We start from the raw sequence: 16,304 nt of genomic DNA on the forward strand, positions 1-16,304 counted from the left end.
AAACGCTTAGGGTTTAAAACGCCTATGCAGGCGTTCTATAATATTAATTAGCGTTGCACTTGGTGTGTTAATCTAAGCGGTAAATAATTGATCGTTGCTTGTCTTAAATATTTTTTTAAAGCCTGTTTTAAAAACTTTCTTAAGGACTCAGATAACAGGCTTAATTAAAACAAGCAACAATCAGCATATCATTAATGCCCTAGTCACCCTTTGCAATTTTAGGTGGACCTTTTAGCAAATGCTCATCGACGAACTCATTAGCCGAGTTATGATCAGCAGACTCTTCGGTGATGAAATATTGCTGCGCACGATATAAAATCAAGCGATCGCGACTTAAACCACGCAACAGCGCATACATCATGACAAAGACTACCAGAGCAAACGGCAAACCTGCCACGATAGCGGCGGCTTGTAGCGCACCCAAACCACCAGCTGCTAATAATATTGCAGCAATGACCCCTTCCATCGTCGCCCAAAACAAGCGCTGAATCTTTGGCGGGTTGGTATCGCCGCCTGCCGTCAACATATCGATGACAAAGCTTGCCGAATCAGAAGACGTGACGAACCATAATACAATCATGATAACAATCAGCAAGGTCACAGGTTTTGTCAGTGGATAGTATTCGACCAGTTTAAAGATCGCACTACCGGTATCGGCTTGCACTGCTTCAATCAGTCCAGGACTCAGCATGTCAGGGTTGATCGATGCCAATAGCTCCATATGGATAGCAACACCGCCAAACGTAGTAAACCAGAAGAATAAAATCGTCATTGGGATTAATAAGACTCCCAAGACAAATTCACGAATAGTACGACCACGACTGATACGGGCAATGAATACGCCGACAAAGGGTGCCCAACTTACCCACCACGCCCAGTAAAATATCGTCCAGCCGCTTTGCCAATCGGTATTGCTATAGGCTTCGCCCCACGCCGATAACGTCACAATCGACCCTAGATAATTACCGATATTTTCGATAAAACTGTCGAAGATAAATAGCGTCGGACCCAAAATCACCATAAAGACCAACAGAATACCCGTCAGTCCCATATTAATATCACTTAGACGTTTGATGCCTTTATCAAGACCCAGCATCAAAGAGATACATGCCATGGCAGTCACAAATGCAATAATCGCAAATTGCACGCCCAAACTATTAGGAATACCGAACAAGTTCTCCAGACCAGAATTTATCTGCATCACCCCTAAACCCAAAGAAGTCACTACCCCAAACATCGTACCGAATACTGCTAAAATATCAACGGTATGACCCCAAGGACCATAAATCTTGCGGCCCAATATCGGATACAGCGTCGAGCGAATCGATAATGGCAGACCACGGCGAAAATGAAAGTAAGCCAACGACAATGCCACGATGGTATAAATCGCCCAAGCGTGTAAACCCCAATGTAAAAACGAGATGTTCATCGCTTGTTTGGCCGCTTCTATTGTCTCCGCTTCACCAAGTGGTGGGGCCATAAAGTGATACAACGGCTCAGCCGTACCCCAATAAACCAAACCAATACCGATACCCGCCGAAAACAACATCCCTATCCAAGAGATGAGGCTATATTGCGGACGTTCTGTTTGTTTACCCAAGCGAATATCGCCGTAACGGCTCATGGCTAAATAGATACAAAAAACGAGTGCCACGTTGACCAAAACAATAAATAGCCAACCAAACTTATCGGTAATAAAGCTCTGTAAAAAACTAAAAAGTGCGCCGGCAGCTTCCGTAAAAAAAGCGCCAAAAATAATAAATCCGACAATCAACAACGTCGAGGTTATAAACACAGGTTTACTGACCCGTGGAAACGGACCCAATCGACCTACTTTTACTTCGTCCATGTGCTAATCTCGTTATATAAGGGCTGCTACCTTAACAAAATAACCTTTGATTATCAAATAATTACAAAATATAGCCATCAAGAAACACCCTATTTGCTCTAATGTTTTCCTATTCTTAAACTTATCTAAAAATATGATGTATAGATGGTAACAAGTCAAAATTCTGGTTTAGAGTAAAATAAAAGCCATCTACTCTATTCATTTTCTAAGCTTTAAAACTATAAAAGGTGCTGGATTTATGGTAAAAATCGCAGTACCCTTTATGTAGATTTATGAATTAATTTTAACAGTGCTATCATTCACTCTTTATAGCAATATACTATTTAGGTAGCAATTGCAGTAACTTAGCCGCATCGCCGTCCTCTAATAACCAGACTTGTCCATCCACGTTCAGTACACTACGAATACGCTTCCCCATATCATAGCGGTAACGTTCAGAGGCACTGTTGCTGTCATCAAAACTCACTATGATGAGCGCTTTTGATGACAGGCCGCTGATTAGCGCATTGCCTTGCCATGCTGGAAAATCATTATGAGTCCCGGCTGAATATATACTTAATGAAGAAGGTGAGATGACGGGTGTCCAAGTCACTTTGGGCGCAGTCAAGTCAGGCCGAGTGTCATGGTCAGGAATGTCTGTACCCGAATAATTACGACCGTTAGAGACCAGCGGCCAGCCATAGTTATTGCCTTTTTCGATTAAATTAAACTCATCACCACCTCTTGGCCCCATCTCATTTGCCCACAGCCGACCACTGTCATCAAAGGCCATACCCAGTACGTTACGATGCCCAGTTGTCCAAAACTGTGCCTTAATTTCCTTATTTTCGTTGGCGAATGGATTGTCTGCGGGTACGCTACCGTCAGGGTATAGTCGAATGATTTTGCCCAAGTTGACGCTCATATCTTGCGCTGGCGTTTTTTCTTGCCGCTCACCTGAACTGATATAGAGATAGCGACCATCGGGAGAGAATAGCAAACGGTGACTATAATGCCCCTGCCCTTTTACCTTTGGCGTCTGCTGCCAAATCGGGGTAATAGATTGCAGACTAGGAGCAGCGCTACCTATACCTGAGAGCTTAGCGCTAATCACTTTCGCGCCAAATTTATTGTCATCAGCACCCGTGCCGCTTTCAATATAACTGAGATATATGACATTACTGGTAGCAAAATCTGGCGCTAGAATAATGTCACCTAGACCGCCTTGCCCGCCATACGCAACGGTCGGCACGCCGCTTACTTCGGTTTTAGTATCGGTAGCAGTATCGACCATGAAGAGCTCACCGGTCTTTTGGGTAACCAGTAATGTTGGTGGCTCATCATTGGTATTGGGTAGCGCGGTCATCGCCCATGGTTCATTAAAGGTAGCGACAGTCTTAGTGGCAAAGGCAGGTTTTTCAGTGCTCGCTGCCGAATCTTTGGCAGAAGCCTGACCTTCTTTGTACTCTGTCAGATCTGCATCGGTATTGACTGCTGATGGGTTTGAGCACGCAGAGGCGCTAAATAGCAGGGCTGCTATGATTAACGGCAAGATTAATGGCGTGCTAATATATTTTTTATTGGTCATCATCATGATGTCATCTCCCTTAATGTTATATTGGCTTTATTAGGGCTTAAGTGATAGTGCGTGAAAAATAATATCGAACCATCACGCACTGCTGATATCCATTTTTCTTGCTTGCTGTGCCTGCGCGGACAGAGGCGACAAAAAATTGATATCAGCAATACCATCGTATTTTTAGGATATTTTGACTATAGTTATAACATAATCAAAGTATGACAACGGTAAAATGATTATAGAGCGCAAAGTAAAAACCCCTTATCTGCCTATATAAAAAATAGACAAATAAAGGGTTGGTTTTAAAGCATAACCGTCATTTAGCAACAATTATTTAGCGTTTACTATTAGCTCATTCGAAGCTTATCAAAGGTAAGCTTATCATCAGCGCCGACATCGACTTTGATGATATCGCCAGCGACAAAGTCACCAGACAGCAATTTTAATGACAGCGGATTTTCGATCTCTTGCTGGATAGCACGTTTTAGCGGACGCGCACCATACACAGGGTCATAACCCACGGCGACCAGCTTGTTCATCGCATCAGAGGATAGCTCGATGTCCATCTCGCGCTCATGCAAACGCTGACGTAATCGATCCAATTGAATGTCAGCAATACCTGCCATTTGCGACATACCGAGCGGATGGAAAACCACAATCTCATCAATACGGTTGACGAACTCTGGACGGAAATGCTGACCGACAGAATCCATGACCTCCGCTTTGATATCGTCGTAGCTTTCGCCAACCATCTCTTGAATTTTATGCGAGCCTAGGTTACTGGTCATGATAATAACGGTGTTTTTAAAGTCCACCACGCGACCTTGCGAATCGGTCAAACGACCATCATCCAACACTTGTAGCAAGATATTGAACACATCAGGGTGCGCTTTTTCGACTTCATCAAACAATATCACGCTATAGGGCTTACGACGTACCGCTTCGGTCAACGCGCCACCTTCTTCATAGCCAACATAACCTGGAGGCGCACCCACTAAGCGACTGACGCTGTGCTTCTCCATATACTCACTCATATCGATACGAACAATCGCATCTTCAGAGTCGAATAAGAAGTTCGCCAATGATTTGGTCAGCTCGGTTTTACCGACACCAGTAGGCCCAAGGAACAAGAACGAACCAGATGGTCGATTCGGATCCGACAAGCCCGCACGGCTACGACGCACGGCATTGGCGACCGCTTCGACTGCTTCATCTTGACCGATGACGCGCTCGTGGAGTTTCTCTTCCATCGCCAGCATTTTGTCACGCTCGCCTTGCATCATTTTACTGACCGGAATGCCCGTGGCGGCGGCAACCACTTCGGCAATTTCATTATCCGTGACCTTGTTACGTAGTAGTTTTACCCCACTATTTTCACCAGTCTGCTCTTTTTGCTCAGCCAAGTCCGACTCATGAATTCGGCGCTCTAACTGCGGAATGGTCTCATACTGCAGCTTACTCATGGTCTCATAATCGCCCTCGCGGCTGGCTTTATCATAGGCGATACGCGCTTTGTCTAGCTCGTCTTTTAGCTGCTGACTGCCTTTGACCAGCGCTTTTTCTGCTTGCCAAATCTCATTGAGATCGGCGTACTCTTTTTCTAACTCTTCTATTTGTGCATCAAGTACTTTACGCTCGGCTTGCGCGCCAGCGTCTTCTTCATTTTTGAGCACTTCACGCTGCATTTTTAACTGAATCAAACGGCTATCAAGCTTGCCAAGTGACTCAGGCTTGCTGTCCATCTCCATACGCAGACGACTGGCAGCTTCGTCGATTAAATCAATCGCCTTATCCGGCAGCTTGCGGTCAGTAATATAGCGATGGCTCATGCGTGCGGCAGCAATAATCGCACTGTCTTGAATATCGACCCCATGATGCAGCTCGTAACGCTCTTTGAGGCCACGCAAAATCGCAATGGTATCCTCGACCGTTGGCTCATCGACCAATACTTTTTGGAAGCGACGTTCAAGCGCGGCATCTTTTTCGATATACTTGCGATACTCGTCCAAAGTCGTCGCACCGACGCAATGCAGCTCACCACGGGCTAGCGCAGGCTTTAGCATATTACCCGCATCCATCGCACCTTCTGATTTACCCGCGCCAACCATGGTATGTAGCTCATCGATAAATAAGATGACATTGCCTTCTTGCTTGGCCAAATCACTCAATACGCTTTTGAGGCGTTCTTCAAACTCACCACGAAATTTTGCGCCGGCAATAAGCGCACCTAAGTCTAATGACAGTACTTCTTTACGGCGCAACCCTTCTGGTACATCACCATTGATGATTTTTTGTGCTAAGCCTTCGACGATAGCGGTTTTACCCACACCCGGCTCACCGATAAGTACTGGATTATTTTTAGTCCGACGTGACAGTACTTGAATGGTGCGGCGAATCTCTTCGTCACGACCAATGACTGGATCCAGTTTGCCAAGCTCCGCCTGCTCAGTTAAGTTAATCGTATATTTATTCAGCGCGTCACGTTGATCTTCCGCGTTTTGATTGTTCACGGTTTCATCACCACGTAATTGTTCAATAACGGCTTTTAATTTGGCTGCCGTCACGCCAGCGCTTTCAAATATTTTTTTGGTTTCGCCTTGTTCAGCGAGTGCTAATATCACCCATTCAGTGGCAATAAAATCGTCGCCTTCTTTTTGCGCTTGGCGATCGGCCAAATTCAAAATTTTGACCGAATTAGGGTTCAAATTAACGTCACCTGTTGGTTCGCTAATCGTCGCTTGATTATCAAGCGCCTTTGCCACGCCATTTTTTAGCGCAGGAATAGACGCGCCCGCTTGCTGGCAGATAGACAAGTTAGACTCGTCTTGCAGCAACACGGCAAGCAAATGCACAGGATCAATTCCTGTATGGTCGCGCCCTAGCGCCAAACTTTGGGCTTCTTGAATCGCAGATTGCAATTTTTGGGTAAATTTTTCGAACCTCATATTGGTGTCCTTTTAGAATTAATAATATTTTATATCTGATAGTAGCTGCGGCTTTTTATAAGTATCAAACAATGCCCAAGCTTTTCGTTGTTATCTATATCAGGTTTGTTGAGTAATATTTCAATATCAATTTAACGGTTATCAACAATCAATAATGGCTTATCAATATCAGCTCCTATCAATAACAAGCCAATAGCAAGCAGTGCGCATTGCACCTGATTAATATAAACCTTACTTATAACAATGATATGACGATAAGGCATTAATAGGCACATTGATGAGCTATTTCAAGGGAATATAGGAAAGAAAAATAGGTAGTGTTAAGTTTGTGAAAAAGAGAGAGGAATAGTTTAGGAGTGTGAATAAATCGTCGAAAAAAATATGCGGTTATTACAAAATATCTAAAAAGCTAATCAACTCAGCAAGCATTAAGTATACATAAACCTTAAAAGTGGCTTATTCAACAATTTCAATCGCGGTGCCTACTTTCACAGCCGCCATAATTTCATCCATCTCATCATTAGTGACGGCGATGCAGCCATCTGTCCAATCGCGTTGTTGATTGAGCCCGGCTAAATGACCAAAGCCATTCATTTGCCCATGAATCATAATGTCGCCACCTGGATTGACGCCGCGAGACTTAGCCTGTGCTTTATCTGCCGCATTTGGGTAGCTGACATGGATGGAGCGATGGGCTATTGAGTTTTCATTTTTATAATCTAAGGTATAGTAGCCTACTGGTGTGCGCTGATCCCCTTGTTGGTGCTTATGTCCTATCGGGCTGTCACCTAATGCAATGCGATAGGATTTGACCACGATATCTTTGCTTAATAACTTTAAAATGCGCTCAGACTTGTCAACAAAGACCTTATCGACAATGAGCGTGCTAGGAATAGACTGACCTTTATCAACCGCGTTTTTTGCCTGCGAGGAGGTTTTGACATAGCCTATCGCACTGGTACTAATGATGGCAGTCAGACCAAGTCCTATCGCAATAAACAACCAACGAGATTTGGTGCTAAGACTGAAAGAGAAAAATGACATAGGCTTTGGTCCTTATAAGCAATGCTTGATAGCAACGAGTCATAATATATCAAAGCACTATGTCATATTTAATGATCAGGTTTTGTGCAAAAATGATGAATAAGATAACAACGTGTTCTGGCAGTTGTCAAACTAAACCATACGAATGGCACCATCAAGACGAATCACTTCACCATTTAGGTAGGCATTATCAATAATATGGGTCACCAGTTTGGCAAACTCATTCGGTGCTCCTAGGCGCTTAGGATAAGGAACGGCTGATTCTAATTGCGTGCGTGCTTTTTCCGGTAAGCTCTCCATCATTGGGGTGGCAAAGACACCCGGTGCAATCGTCATCACGCGAATGCCATGACGAGTCAGCTCACGAGCTAATGGCAGCATCATACCGACAACGCCAGCTTTAGATGAGGCATAACTGGCTTGCCCGACTTGCCCATCAAAAGCAGCGATAGAAGCAGTATTGATAATGATACCATTGTCCGCGTTCTGCTCACTATCAGGGTTCACATTCGCTGCTACGCGCTTAGCAATACTAGCTGCTACTAAACGTGCAACATTGAACGAGCCCACTTGATTAATCATAACACCGCGACTGAACTGATCGAGATCAGCAGGATTGTTTTCACGATCCAGTAGCTTTTGCACCACGGCAATACCTGCACAGTTAATAGAACCTTGCAGACCACCAAACTCTTTTTCTGCTGTATCTACCGCCACTTGCACCTCATCACCACTGGTCACATCACAACGAACAAAACGCGTATTATCGCCCAGCTCAGCTACTAGCGCTGACCCTACTGTTTCATTCAAATCAGCGATGACGACCTTGCCACCTTGAGCGACGATAGCGCGAACCACGGCTTCACCCAATCCTGATGCACCGCCGGTGACCAAAAAGCTATTTTCTTTAATCTGCATATTATTCCCTTAATAAATTTTTGTTTGATGTTGATGTTTAACGTTTTTATAACTGCTCTTTTTATAACTGCTCTGCGCCCCTACTCTGGACCAAGAGGCTTCAATCTGCAGACAGGCTACGCAGCAAAAAGCGCTGAATTTTACCGCTTGGTGTTTTTGGTAGTGCACTCACAAATTCAACTTCCCGCGGATAAGCGTGAGTCGATAAACGTTTGCGTACCAAGTCTTTGATTTGCTGAGCAATCTCTTCAGAGCCCTCGATGCCATCTTTGAGTACCACATAGGACTTAATCGTATGCCCACGCACCTCATCAGGTATACCAACGGCAGCAGACTCCGCGACCGCTGCGTGCTCGAGCACAGTGTTTTCGACATCGGTAGGACCGACCCGATAGCCTGCCGTGATAATGATGTCATCATCACGTCCTGAAAACCAATAGCTGCCGTCACTATGACGCTCGACCACGTCGCCTGTCAAATAGTAATCTTCAAAAAACGCTTGTTTTTCATTCCAACTATAGCCTCGGAAATAAAACGCAGGCGACTGACTGACCACGACTGCCAATTGTCCTTGCTCACCATCGGGCAATACTTGCATATCATCATCGAGCACTACCAGCGTATGCCCCGGTAACGCCATGCCCATCGAGCCGACTGGACATTTATGCGCCAAAGCATGATGCTCGCAGCAGGTCATACCAGTCTCTGTCTGCCCATATTGATCGCAAACCTGACAGCCCAAATGACTTTCCACCCAACTTACTACTTCAGTATTCAGCGTCTCCCCTGCCGAGTTAGCGCAGCGTAGAGACAAGGCGTTATCGTCATTTGCGGACGATGCATCAAAAACACCACTCGATTTCATCATCCGAAAAGCCGTTGGCGATGACGCTAGATTGGTAATCTTATGGCGCACCATAAAGTCGCGGGTATTGGTCGCATCAAAGCCTGCTTCGTTAAAGTAGGTCGTGACCCCTAATAATAAAGGCCCAGTAATCGCATAATATAGCCCATACGCCCAGCCGGGATCAGCCATATTCCAGTAGTTATCAGTCTCGCGCAGATCAATCGCATAACGCATATATAGATAAAAAGCAGGCAACGCCGCTAATGACACACTAACGCCTTTTGACTTGCCCACCGTACCTGAAGTAAACATTTGCAAGAATGGTGCATCCGTATCTAGCAAAACAGCTTCTATCGCTTGCGGCTGCGTCACCCTCATCTCGTGATAATTGTCATCACCCCAAGCGTCGCTATCATGAATACTGCCAATAAGTACCATTTTGGCTTGTTTGGCCAAATCTTCAAACTTGCCACGATTTTCCTGATTGGTAAATACCACCTTGGTATTGGCCTTATCCATACGGTACTTAATCGAATCGTAACCAAAAGCGGTAAATAGCGGCTGGTACACTGCCCCAATGCGCCATGTCGCTAATACAACCGTTAGTAATTCAGGCGTGCGCGGTAGCATGGTGGCGACTTGGTCACCGGCTTTTACACCATAGGACAATAATAAATTGGCAACTTGCGCACTCGCTTCATCCAACTCGCCAAAGCTCATGCGCGTTATGTTACCGCTAGTATCTTCATGGACTAAGGCCGTATTGTCCGCGCGACCGTCACGCACATGGCGACCACAGCAAGCCATGTAAGCATTTAATCGATCATCCAAATGCGCGCCAAATATTTCCTCTAACAACGCATTCATCTCGAAGTTATTATAATAATCACTATAATTGATGGGTGTTTTAGAAGTATCCGCTGTAGCGTGCGCGGTTTGTGTAGATGAGGTATTCATGGGCTAATCCTTTAGCGGTGGAGATCGAGCTGAAAATATCAATTGCTATCACAACAGTCGATATCCTATAGACTGTGTTACTTGATAAAATTGGGCGTTAATCATTAGGGTCTGTTAAAAAAGCACGTTAACATCTAATTCAATACATAACGTATCATTTATAAATATCTGAGTCCAGATAATTATCTTACTATTAGCAGTTGTTAGACTGCTATATATTCTTCTAATGTGCTTACTTTATAAAGCAACTATTCCCGAGGCCTTTATTTTATAAGCCTCTTATTTTCTAACGCAGTTACTCTAGTGCGCTTAGTCAAGTACGCTTAATCGAATGTACTCAAAAAGCCCAGCAGTGCTTTTTCTTCACAGCTTTGATACTTTCGAGTGCGTCCACGGCGCGCTTGTTTATAGGGCTCAAAAAACTGACCTGCCAAAAACCGTTCAATAATAACAGGGTGAATATAGGATGCTCGGCACACGCTTGGAGTATTGCCAAGCTCATCTGCCACTTCTTTAACCATATCAGTGACCAACTGTTGGCGCGTCCGACTGTCCGGCTCGCTAGTCAATATCTCTTTGCCACTGGCGGCTTCAAGCTCGTCATACAGATGACTGGCAGCCAATACACTGGCCATCCAAGTACGAAAATCCTTGGCACTATACAGATTGCCACTATATAAATGATCGCTTTTATTATTGCTGGCATCAGTGCAAAGGTGCTTACGCAAATAATCATTGATATCGGCACTATCGACGACTTGCTTATGACCATTATCATCTAAGTATTTAAAAATTTGATAACCGGGCAGCTCAGAACACGCTTGTACAATCTCAATCAAACGCTCATCCTGCAATTCGATATGATGGGCTTTGGCACTTTTTCCGACGAAATCGAATGCCAAGCCATCGTCTATCTCGCTCACATGTTTGCTACGCAATGTACTGAGACCGTAGCTTTTATTCATCTTCGCATAGCGGCTATTACCGATTCGAATTAACGTCGTCTCAAGCAATTTAACCACGGCAGCCAGTACATTGGCGCGTGATAGCGGCGCTGCTTCTAAGTCTTCTTCGACTTGCGCACGTAGGTTTGGCAATGCCTCCGCAAAACCTATCATCGCATCGAACTTGGCTTGGTCACGTACCGTATCCCACTCAGGATGATATAAGTATTGCTTGCGCGCTTTGCCATCACGACCGGTCGACTGCAGATGACCCTTATCATCTTGGCATATCCATACCTCTGACCACATCGGTGGAATGACCAAGGCATCAAAACGCTGGCGCAAAGCCTTGTCTTTCACCGTCTTGCCAGTAGCATCTCGGTAAGTAAAACCGCGACCCCAACGCTGACGACTATAACCCGGTTCATTATCACTGACGTAGCGCAAATTCGCCCGACGTGCTAAATGCTCATAATCGTGACGAATATCCTCTGAGGTCGTTTGTGCAGCTGCTTTGGTCATAAATAATACACTTTTAAATAATAGTGGTTTTAGCATAATTAACTATGAGAATTTTTGCTGTTTACTTGCCACGGATAAAGTGTAATCGCTATGTAAAAATGCTGTATAGAAGGGTTATCAATTATGATTGATTGCGTCATAATTGAACGTCTGTCCATTAATAAAATCAAGTGAACACCCATGAAAAATATTTCGATAAAAATAATCCCATTGTCTAAAGCTGATTACGATGCTTGGTTAAAATTGTGGCAAAGTTATTTAATTTTTTATGAAACTCGTCTGCCACCAAGTACCACAGAAAAGACTTGGCGCAACCTGCTTGATAGCAATATGCCAATTTATGGCTTTGGGGCATGGGTCGATGAAACGCTGGTAGGTATCACGCATGTCGTGCTACATCCCAATACATGGAATACCACCGAATGCTGTTACTTAGAGGATCTGTATGTTAGTGAGTCTGCCCGCGGGCAAGGCATAGGACGCGCACTGATTGAACAGGTTTATGACTTTGCTGATAAGCAACATTGCAACCGTGTCTATTGGACCACGCAAGAAGGCAACACCACAGCACGCAAACTCTATGATGCCATCGCCACCCAAACGGACATGGTGCAATATCGTAAAAAATTATAACGATTGACAAAGATAGTCAAAATATTTTAAAAACGCGATGGTATTGCTGATATAAATTTTTTGTCGCCTCTGTCTGTGCAGACACAGTAAGCTAGAAAAATTGATATCAGCAGTGCGTGATGGTTCGATATTACTTTTCACTGACTATATCTTACGACTGAAACTTAATCTTACGACTGAAACTTATCTTAAAATTTAACCATAAAAAAACGCCAAGCGTTAAACACTTGGCGTTAATTATTATATTACTACTTTAAAATCGCTTATTTACCATATACACATAAATAAGCAGTTTCCACTTCAACTTTAACATTGAATTTCTGATTGGCTTCAACGGTAAACTGCTCGCCCGCATTAAAGGTTTGCCACTCAGTGCTTTCTGGTAGCTTAACTGTCAATGCACCACTCACCACACTCATGGTTTCAAATTCGCTAGTACCGAATTCATACTCGCCAATTTCCATCACGCCAACGGTAGCGGGCTTGGTCGCGGTTTGAAAAGCAATAGAAGTGACTTTATCATCAAAATAATTATTAACGCTTGGCATAGTTTTCCTTAATAAGGTTTTAGGTAATATTTGAAAGTTTTTTTACAATCCCGCTTTTAGACTTGCTTCGATAAATTGATCAAGGTCGCCATCTAGCACTGCACCGGTGTTAAAGGTTTCAACGCCAGTACGCAAGTCTTTAATACGTGAGTCATCCAGCACATATGAGCGGATTTGACTGCCCCAACCGACGTCAGATTTACCATCTTCAACCGCTTGTTGCGACTCCATGCGTTTTTGCATCTCAAGCTCATAAAGCTTGGCACGTAGCATCTTCATCGCCGTCGCTTTGTTGCCATGTTGGCTACGCTCATTCTGACAAGTCACCACCACACCACTCGGCTCATGAGTAATACGCACCGCAGAGTCAGTGGTGTTCACGTGCTGACCACCCGCGCCTGATGAACGGTAAGTATCGATACGCAAATCAGCTGGGTTGATATCAATCTCAACGTTATCATCAATTTCAGGCGAGACAAAAACAGCGGCAAATGAGGTATGGCGACCGTTGTTACTATCAAATGGTGATTTACGCACTAAGCGATGCACGCCAATTTCGGTACGTAACCAACCAAAGGCATAATCACCCTTAATCTCAATCGTGGCTGATTTAATCCCAGCAACGCTACCAGAAGATACTTCAATCACGTCAACTTTAAAGCCATGCGCCTCTGCCCAGCGCGTATACATGCGCAGTAGCATCTCGGCCCAATCTTGCGCTTCTGTGCCGCCACTGCCTGACTGGATATCCAAGTAGCAATTATTAGGATCCATCTCGCCACTAAACATGCGACGGAACTCTAAGTCAGCAACGCGCTTCTCCGCATCGTCAAGCTCGGCTTGTACATCAGCAAGTAACGACTCGTCTTCTGCTTCTACCGCCAGCTCCAGCATGGCAGATGCATCTTCTAAGGTGGTCTCAAGCGAGACCACGACATCGATGACGCCATCAAGCTGGCTTTTCTCTTTATTAATCTTGGTTGCACGCTCTGGATCATTCCATAGCTCGGGGTTTTCTAATTCTAAATTGACTTCTTCTAAGCGTTCTTGCTTACCATCGAAGTCAAAGATACCTCCGCAAGTCCTGTCCACGCTCAGATAGATCTTTGATTTGTTCTTGATACGGATTGATTTCCATAAGTATTCCTGTGTTTTTAAATAAATATCTCACTGATATGGCGCTATTTTAAATGAGATTGACGATAAATAGTTGACTAATTATCAATGCCTTTATATTAAATAATCATAGACCAGCTAAATTGACCAATCCTCTACTGCCCAGCGATGGGCTAACGCATGCGCATGCAACGCGTCATCAGGGGACACGCAAATAGCCACATCCGCCCATTCAAGCAAAGGAATATCATTTTTGGAATCTGAATAGGCATAGGTTTTATCAAATTTTATGCCAGCCAGTTGCTTTTTATTCAGCCACTTATCGAGATGGTATATCTTGCCTGCCTGAAAGTTTGGTTTGTCCATCAGCTTACCAGTATAGCGCTGATCTTTGATTTCCAAAGGCGTAGCCAAGACATTGGCATCTTCAATACCAAAACGTTTAGCGATAGCCGACACTACAAAGTCATTGGTCGCCGAAATAATCACCACATCATGACCTTTTTCGACATGATGACAGAGCGCCTCCATCGCTTTTGGACGAATATGAGGCTCGATTTCAGTCTTAATATAATCTTCTCGCAACTCATGCAGTCTATCCATCGGCAAACTGCTCAAAAACTGGGCGACGAATTCATTATATTCGGTCGCATCAAGCGTGCCTTCGATGTACTGTTCGTAAAATGCTTGATTGGCTGTACGATATTCAGCTTCATCAACGAGGTTATGCTTGACGATATATTCGCCCCATAGGTAGTCGCTATCGACATCGAGCAAGGTATGATCTAGATCGAATAACGCCAATTCTTTTCCATCAGTGTGTGCTTGAGTTGCCTGCATAATTGGAGCCTTATGATTTTTTAAGGGAATGATTTTTTGAATGAAAAATATTTTAGAGAAAATATTGGATATAAAATGTGCTGATAATTCTCTATAAGCCTACTGTTCACCGAACAAAATTATGCTAACTTGTTTACTTTAAAATCTCATTAGCTTATCTTTAGCTTGCTTGATAATAACAATAGAGAACCTTATGAAAGCGCCTGATGATAAAACTGCTTTGTTTAATCGACCGCGACGCCCTGCCCGCTCCATCAGAGAAATTAGGCGACGGCAGTTAGGCAAAAGCTATCAATCGCCTTTAGAGCGTCTGCTTTATGCGCTGTTAAATGGCTTGATGTATGGCTTTGGCGGCTTACTTATCGACCTTGCGATTGTTGTCATTCGCTCACTTGCTGGCATGGGCAATGGCGAGATATTCTGGTTATTTACGCCGTTTATGTTGGTTTTGGGTGCTTTAATAGGCTTTATCGTTGGCAAAAGCGCCGGTGCCGAGAGCGTCAATGCTTTGCATAATGATGAAACTGGCAACAACAATGCTTATCTTAACGACTACTCGATACGCCATGACGTTTTTCGTGGAATAATCATCGGTATTATCATTTTTGCCGTTATTTGGCTTATCATGATGCTAATGGCATAAATAACATAAAAGCTTCTGCCCCAAAATTATTTGCTCAAAAAACGTTTCAATAAAGGATGAGAAATCAATAACGCTCAATCTGCTTATCACTTATAAAACGATTATCTAAAGATAAATCAATGCTCACTTTTATATTGATTAATCAGGCATGGCTATTTCTTTTAAGCCAGTCTTAAATGTCTGACAACGATCGCTATAATGCAGCGCAGACCACTTCATCATGGCAGCTTGCTCATCGGTCAAGGTTTTGACTACTTTTGCAGGTGCGCCCATTACCAGAGAATTATCTGGAATCTCTTTGCCTTCAGTGACCAACGCTTTGGCACCAATGATACAATTTTTACCAATTTTGGCATTATTTAAAATAACTGCACCGATGCCAATGAGACTATTATCACCGACTTCGCAGCCATGCAGCATCGCTAAATGACCAATGGTGACATGATCGCCGATCTTTACTTCGATGCCTGCATCGGTATGAATGACGCTGTTTTCTTGCACATTACTATAATCACCGATATGAATGCGCTCATTGTCCCCGCGAATCACCGCCCCAAACCAAACACTGGCTTGATGACCCAAATATACATCGCCGATGACACGTGCGGTATCTGCCACCCAACCGTTAAATGGAACGGCAAACTCAGGCACTTTGTCTAAATATTGGTAAATCATAACGGGTCCTTGTTACATTGGGTATTTTAATAATTATATTCGGTTCAAAGCTATATTTATAACAGCGCCGTCCATTGTGGCAAAGCTACCTGTGAAAATCTAGCTCTTTTAGTATTAGATTTATGGTTATATCAGTCACGAAAATTCATTTTTATAACTTAGGCTATTTTATATATAGTTAGAATATCCTAGAAACGCGACGGTATTGCTGATATCGATTTTTTGTAGCCTCTGTCTGCGTAGGCACAGCAAGCAAGAAAAATGG

The 16,304-nt window shown here is 43.8% G+C and carries 13 protein-coding genes; 2 read left to right on the top strand and 11 right to left on the bottom strand.

Annotated elements, in window-relative coordinates; translation table 11 throughout:
- Window positions 1–199: 199 nt before the first annotated feature.
- From AAEY80_RS06685 to AAEY80_RS06715, 7 genes are all read right to left on the bottom strand, one after another.
- Window positions 200–1,849 (bottom strand): BCCT family transporter, encoded by a 1,650-nt coding sequence (locus AAEY80_RS06685; protein ID WP_025651073.1) that lies wholly within the window; start codon window positions 1,847–1,849, stop codon window positions 200–202.
- Between the two features lie 319 nt (window positions 1,850–2,168).
- On the bottom strand, window positions 2,169–3,422 hold the full coding sequence (locus AAEY80_RS06690) for a PQQ-dependent sugar dehydrogenase (protein ID WP_201583983.1): 1,254 nt from the start codon (window positions 3,420–3,422) through the stop codon (window positions 2,169–2,171).
- 332 nt (window positions 3,423–3,754) lie between these two features.
- Window positions 3,755–6,352: an ATP-dependent chaperone ClpB gene (gene clpB / locus AAEY80_RS06695; protein WP_025651071.1), complete on the bottom strand. Its 2,598-nt coding sequence runs from the start codon at window positions 6,350–6,352 to the stop codon at window positions 3,755–3,757.
- A 456-nt stretch (window positions 6,353–6,808) separates the two neighbouring features.
- Window positions 6,809–7,396, bottom strand: a complete 588-nt coding sequence (locus tag AAEY80_RS06700) for a L,D-transpeptidase family protein (protein WP_201566020.1) — start codon at window positions 7,394–7,396, stop codon at window positions 6,809–6,811.
- Between the two features lie 132 nt (window positions 7,397–7,528).
- Window positions 7,529–8,314, bottom strand: coding sequence for an SDR family NAD(P)-dependent oxidoreductase (locus AAEY80_RS06705; RefSeq protein WP_101212137.1), 786 nt, complete (start codon window positions 8,312–8,314; stop codon window positions 7,529–7,531).
- Window positions 8,315–8,414: 100 nt separating this feature from the next.
- Window positions 8,415–10,118 (bottom strand): AMP-binding protein, encoded by a 1,704-nt coding sequence (locus AAEY80_RS06710; protein WP_201566018.1) that lies wholly within the window; start codon window positions 10,116–10,118, stop codon window positions 8,415–8,417.
- 323 nt (window positions 10,119–10,441) lie between these two features.
- Entirely contained in the window at window positions 10,442–11,584 is a 1,143-nt protein-coding gene (locus AAEY80_RS06715; protein ID WP_101212144.1) for a DNA topoisomerase IB, read from the bottom strand.
- 180 nt (window positions 11,585–11,764) lie between these two features.
- Between AAEY80_RS06715 and AAEY80_RS06720 the strand changes: the two genes are divergently transcribed.
- On the top strand, window positions 11,765–12,217 hold the full coding sequence (locus tag AAEY80_RS06720) for a GNAT family N-acetyltransferase (protein WP_173239696.1): 453 nt from the start codon (window positions 11,765–11,767) through the stop codon (window positions 12,215–12,217).
- 263 nt (window positions 12,218–12,480) lie between these two features.
- On the opposite strand, the gene ppnP is transcribed toward AAEY80_RS06720, so the two are convergent.
- The 3 genes from ppnP to AAEY80_RS06735 form a co-directional block, all read right to left on the bottom strand.
- Window positions 12,481–12,765, bottom strand: a complete 285-nt coding sequence (gene ppnP / locus AAEY80_RS06725) for a pyrimidine/purine nucleoside phosphorylase (RefSeq protein ID WP_025651065.1) — start codon at window positions 12,763–12,765, stop codon at window positions 12,481–12,483.
- Between the two features lie 42 nt (window positions 12,766–12,807).
- Window positions 12,808–13,903, bottom strand: a protein-coding gene (gene prfB, locus AAEY80_RS06730; RefSeq protein ID WP_101212133.1) for a peptide chain release factor 2 whose coding sequence is annotated in 2 segments (ribosomal slippage) — window positions 12,808–13,830 and window positions 13,832–13,903 — 1,095 coding nt in all. Because the reading frame shifts where the segments join, the coding sequence is not laid out codon by codon here.
- Between the two features lie 116 nt (window positions 13,904–14,019).
- The gene (locus AAEY80_RS06735; RefSeq protein WP_025651063.1) at window positions 14,020–14,721 is read right to left on the bottom strand and encodes an HAD family hydrolase; all 702 of its coding nucleotides are present in this window, start codon (window positions 14,719–14,721) and stop codon (window positions 14,020–14,022) included.
- A 193-nt stretch (window positions 14,722–14,914) separates the two neighbouring features.
- On the opposite strand from AAEY80_RS06735, the gene AAEY80_RS06740 reads away from it, so the two are divergent.
- Window positions 14,915–15,364 carry a hypothetical protein gene (locus tag AAEY80_RS06740; RefSeq protein ID WP_025651062.1) on the top strand — a complete coding sequence of 150 codons (450 nt, stop codon included), beginning with the start codon at window positions 14,915–14,917 and terminating at the stop codon, window positions 15,362–15,364.
- Between the two features lie 138 nt (window positions 15,365–15,502).
- Here AAEY80_RS06740 and AAEY80_RS06745 read toward each other — a convergent pair whose 3' ends face one another.
- Window positions 15,503–16,039 (bottom strand): gamma carbonic anhydrase family protein, encoded by a 537-nt coding sequence (locus tag AAEY80_RS06745; protein WP_173239695.1) that lies wholly within the window; start codon window positions 16,037–16,039, stop codon window positions 15,503–15,505.
- Window positions 16,040–16,304 lie beyond the last annotated feature (265 nt).

It is taken from the genome of Psychrobacter sp. 78a-MNA-CIBAN-0178 (assembly GCF_040309625.1).
GTDB classification, from domain to species: Bacteria; Pseudomonadota; Gammaproteobacteria; order Pseudomonadales; family Moraxellaceae; genus Psychrobacter; species Psychrobacter okhotskensis.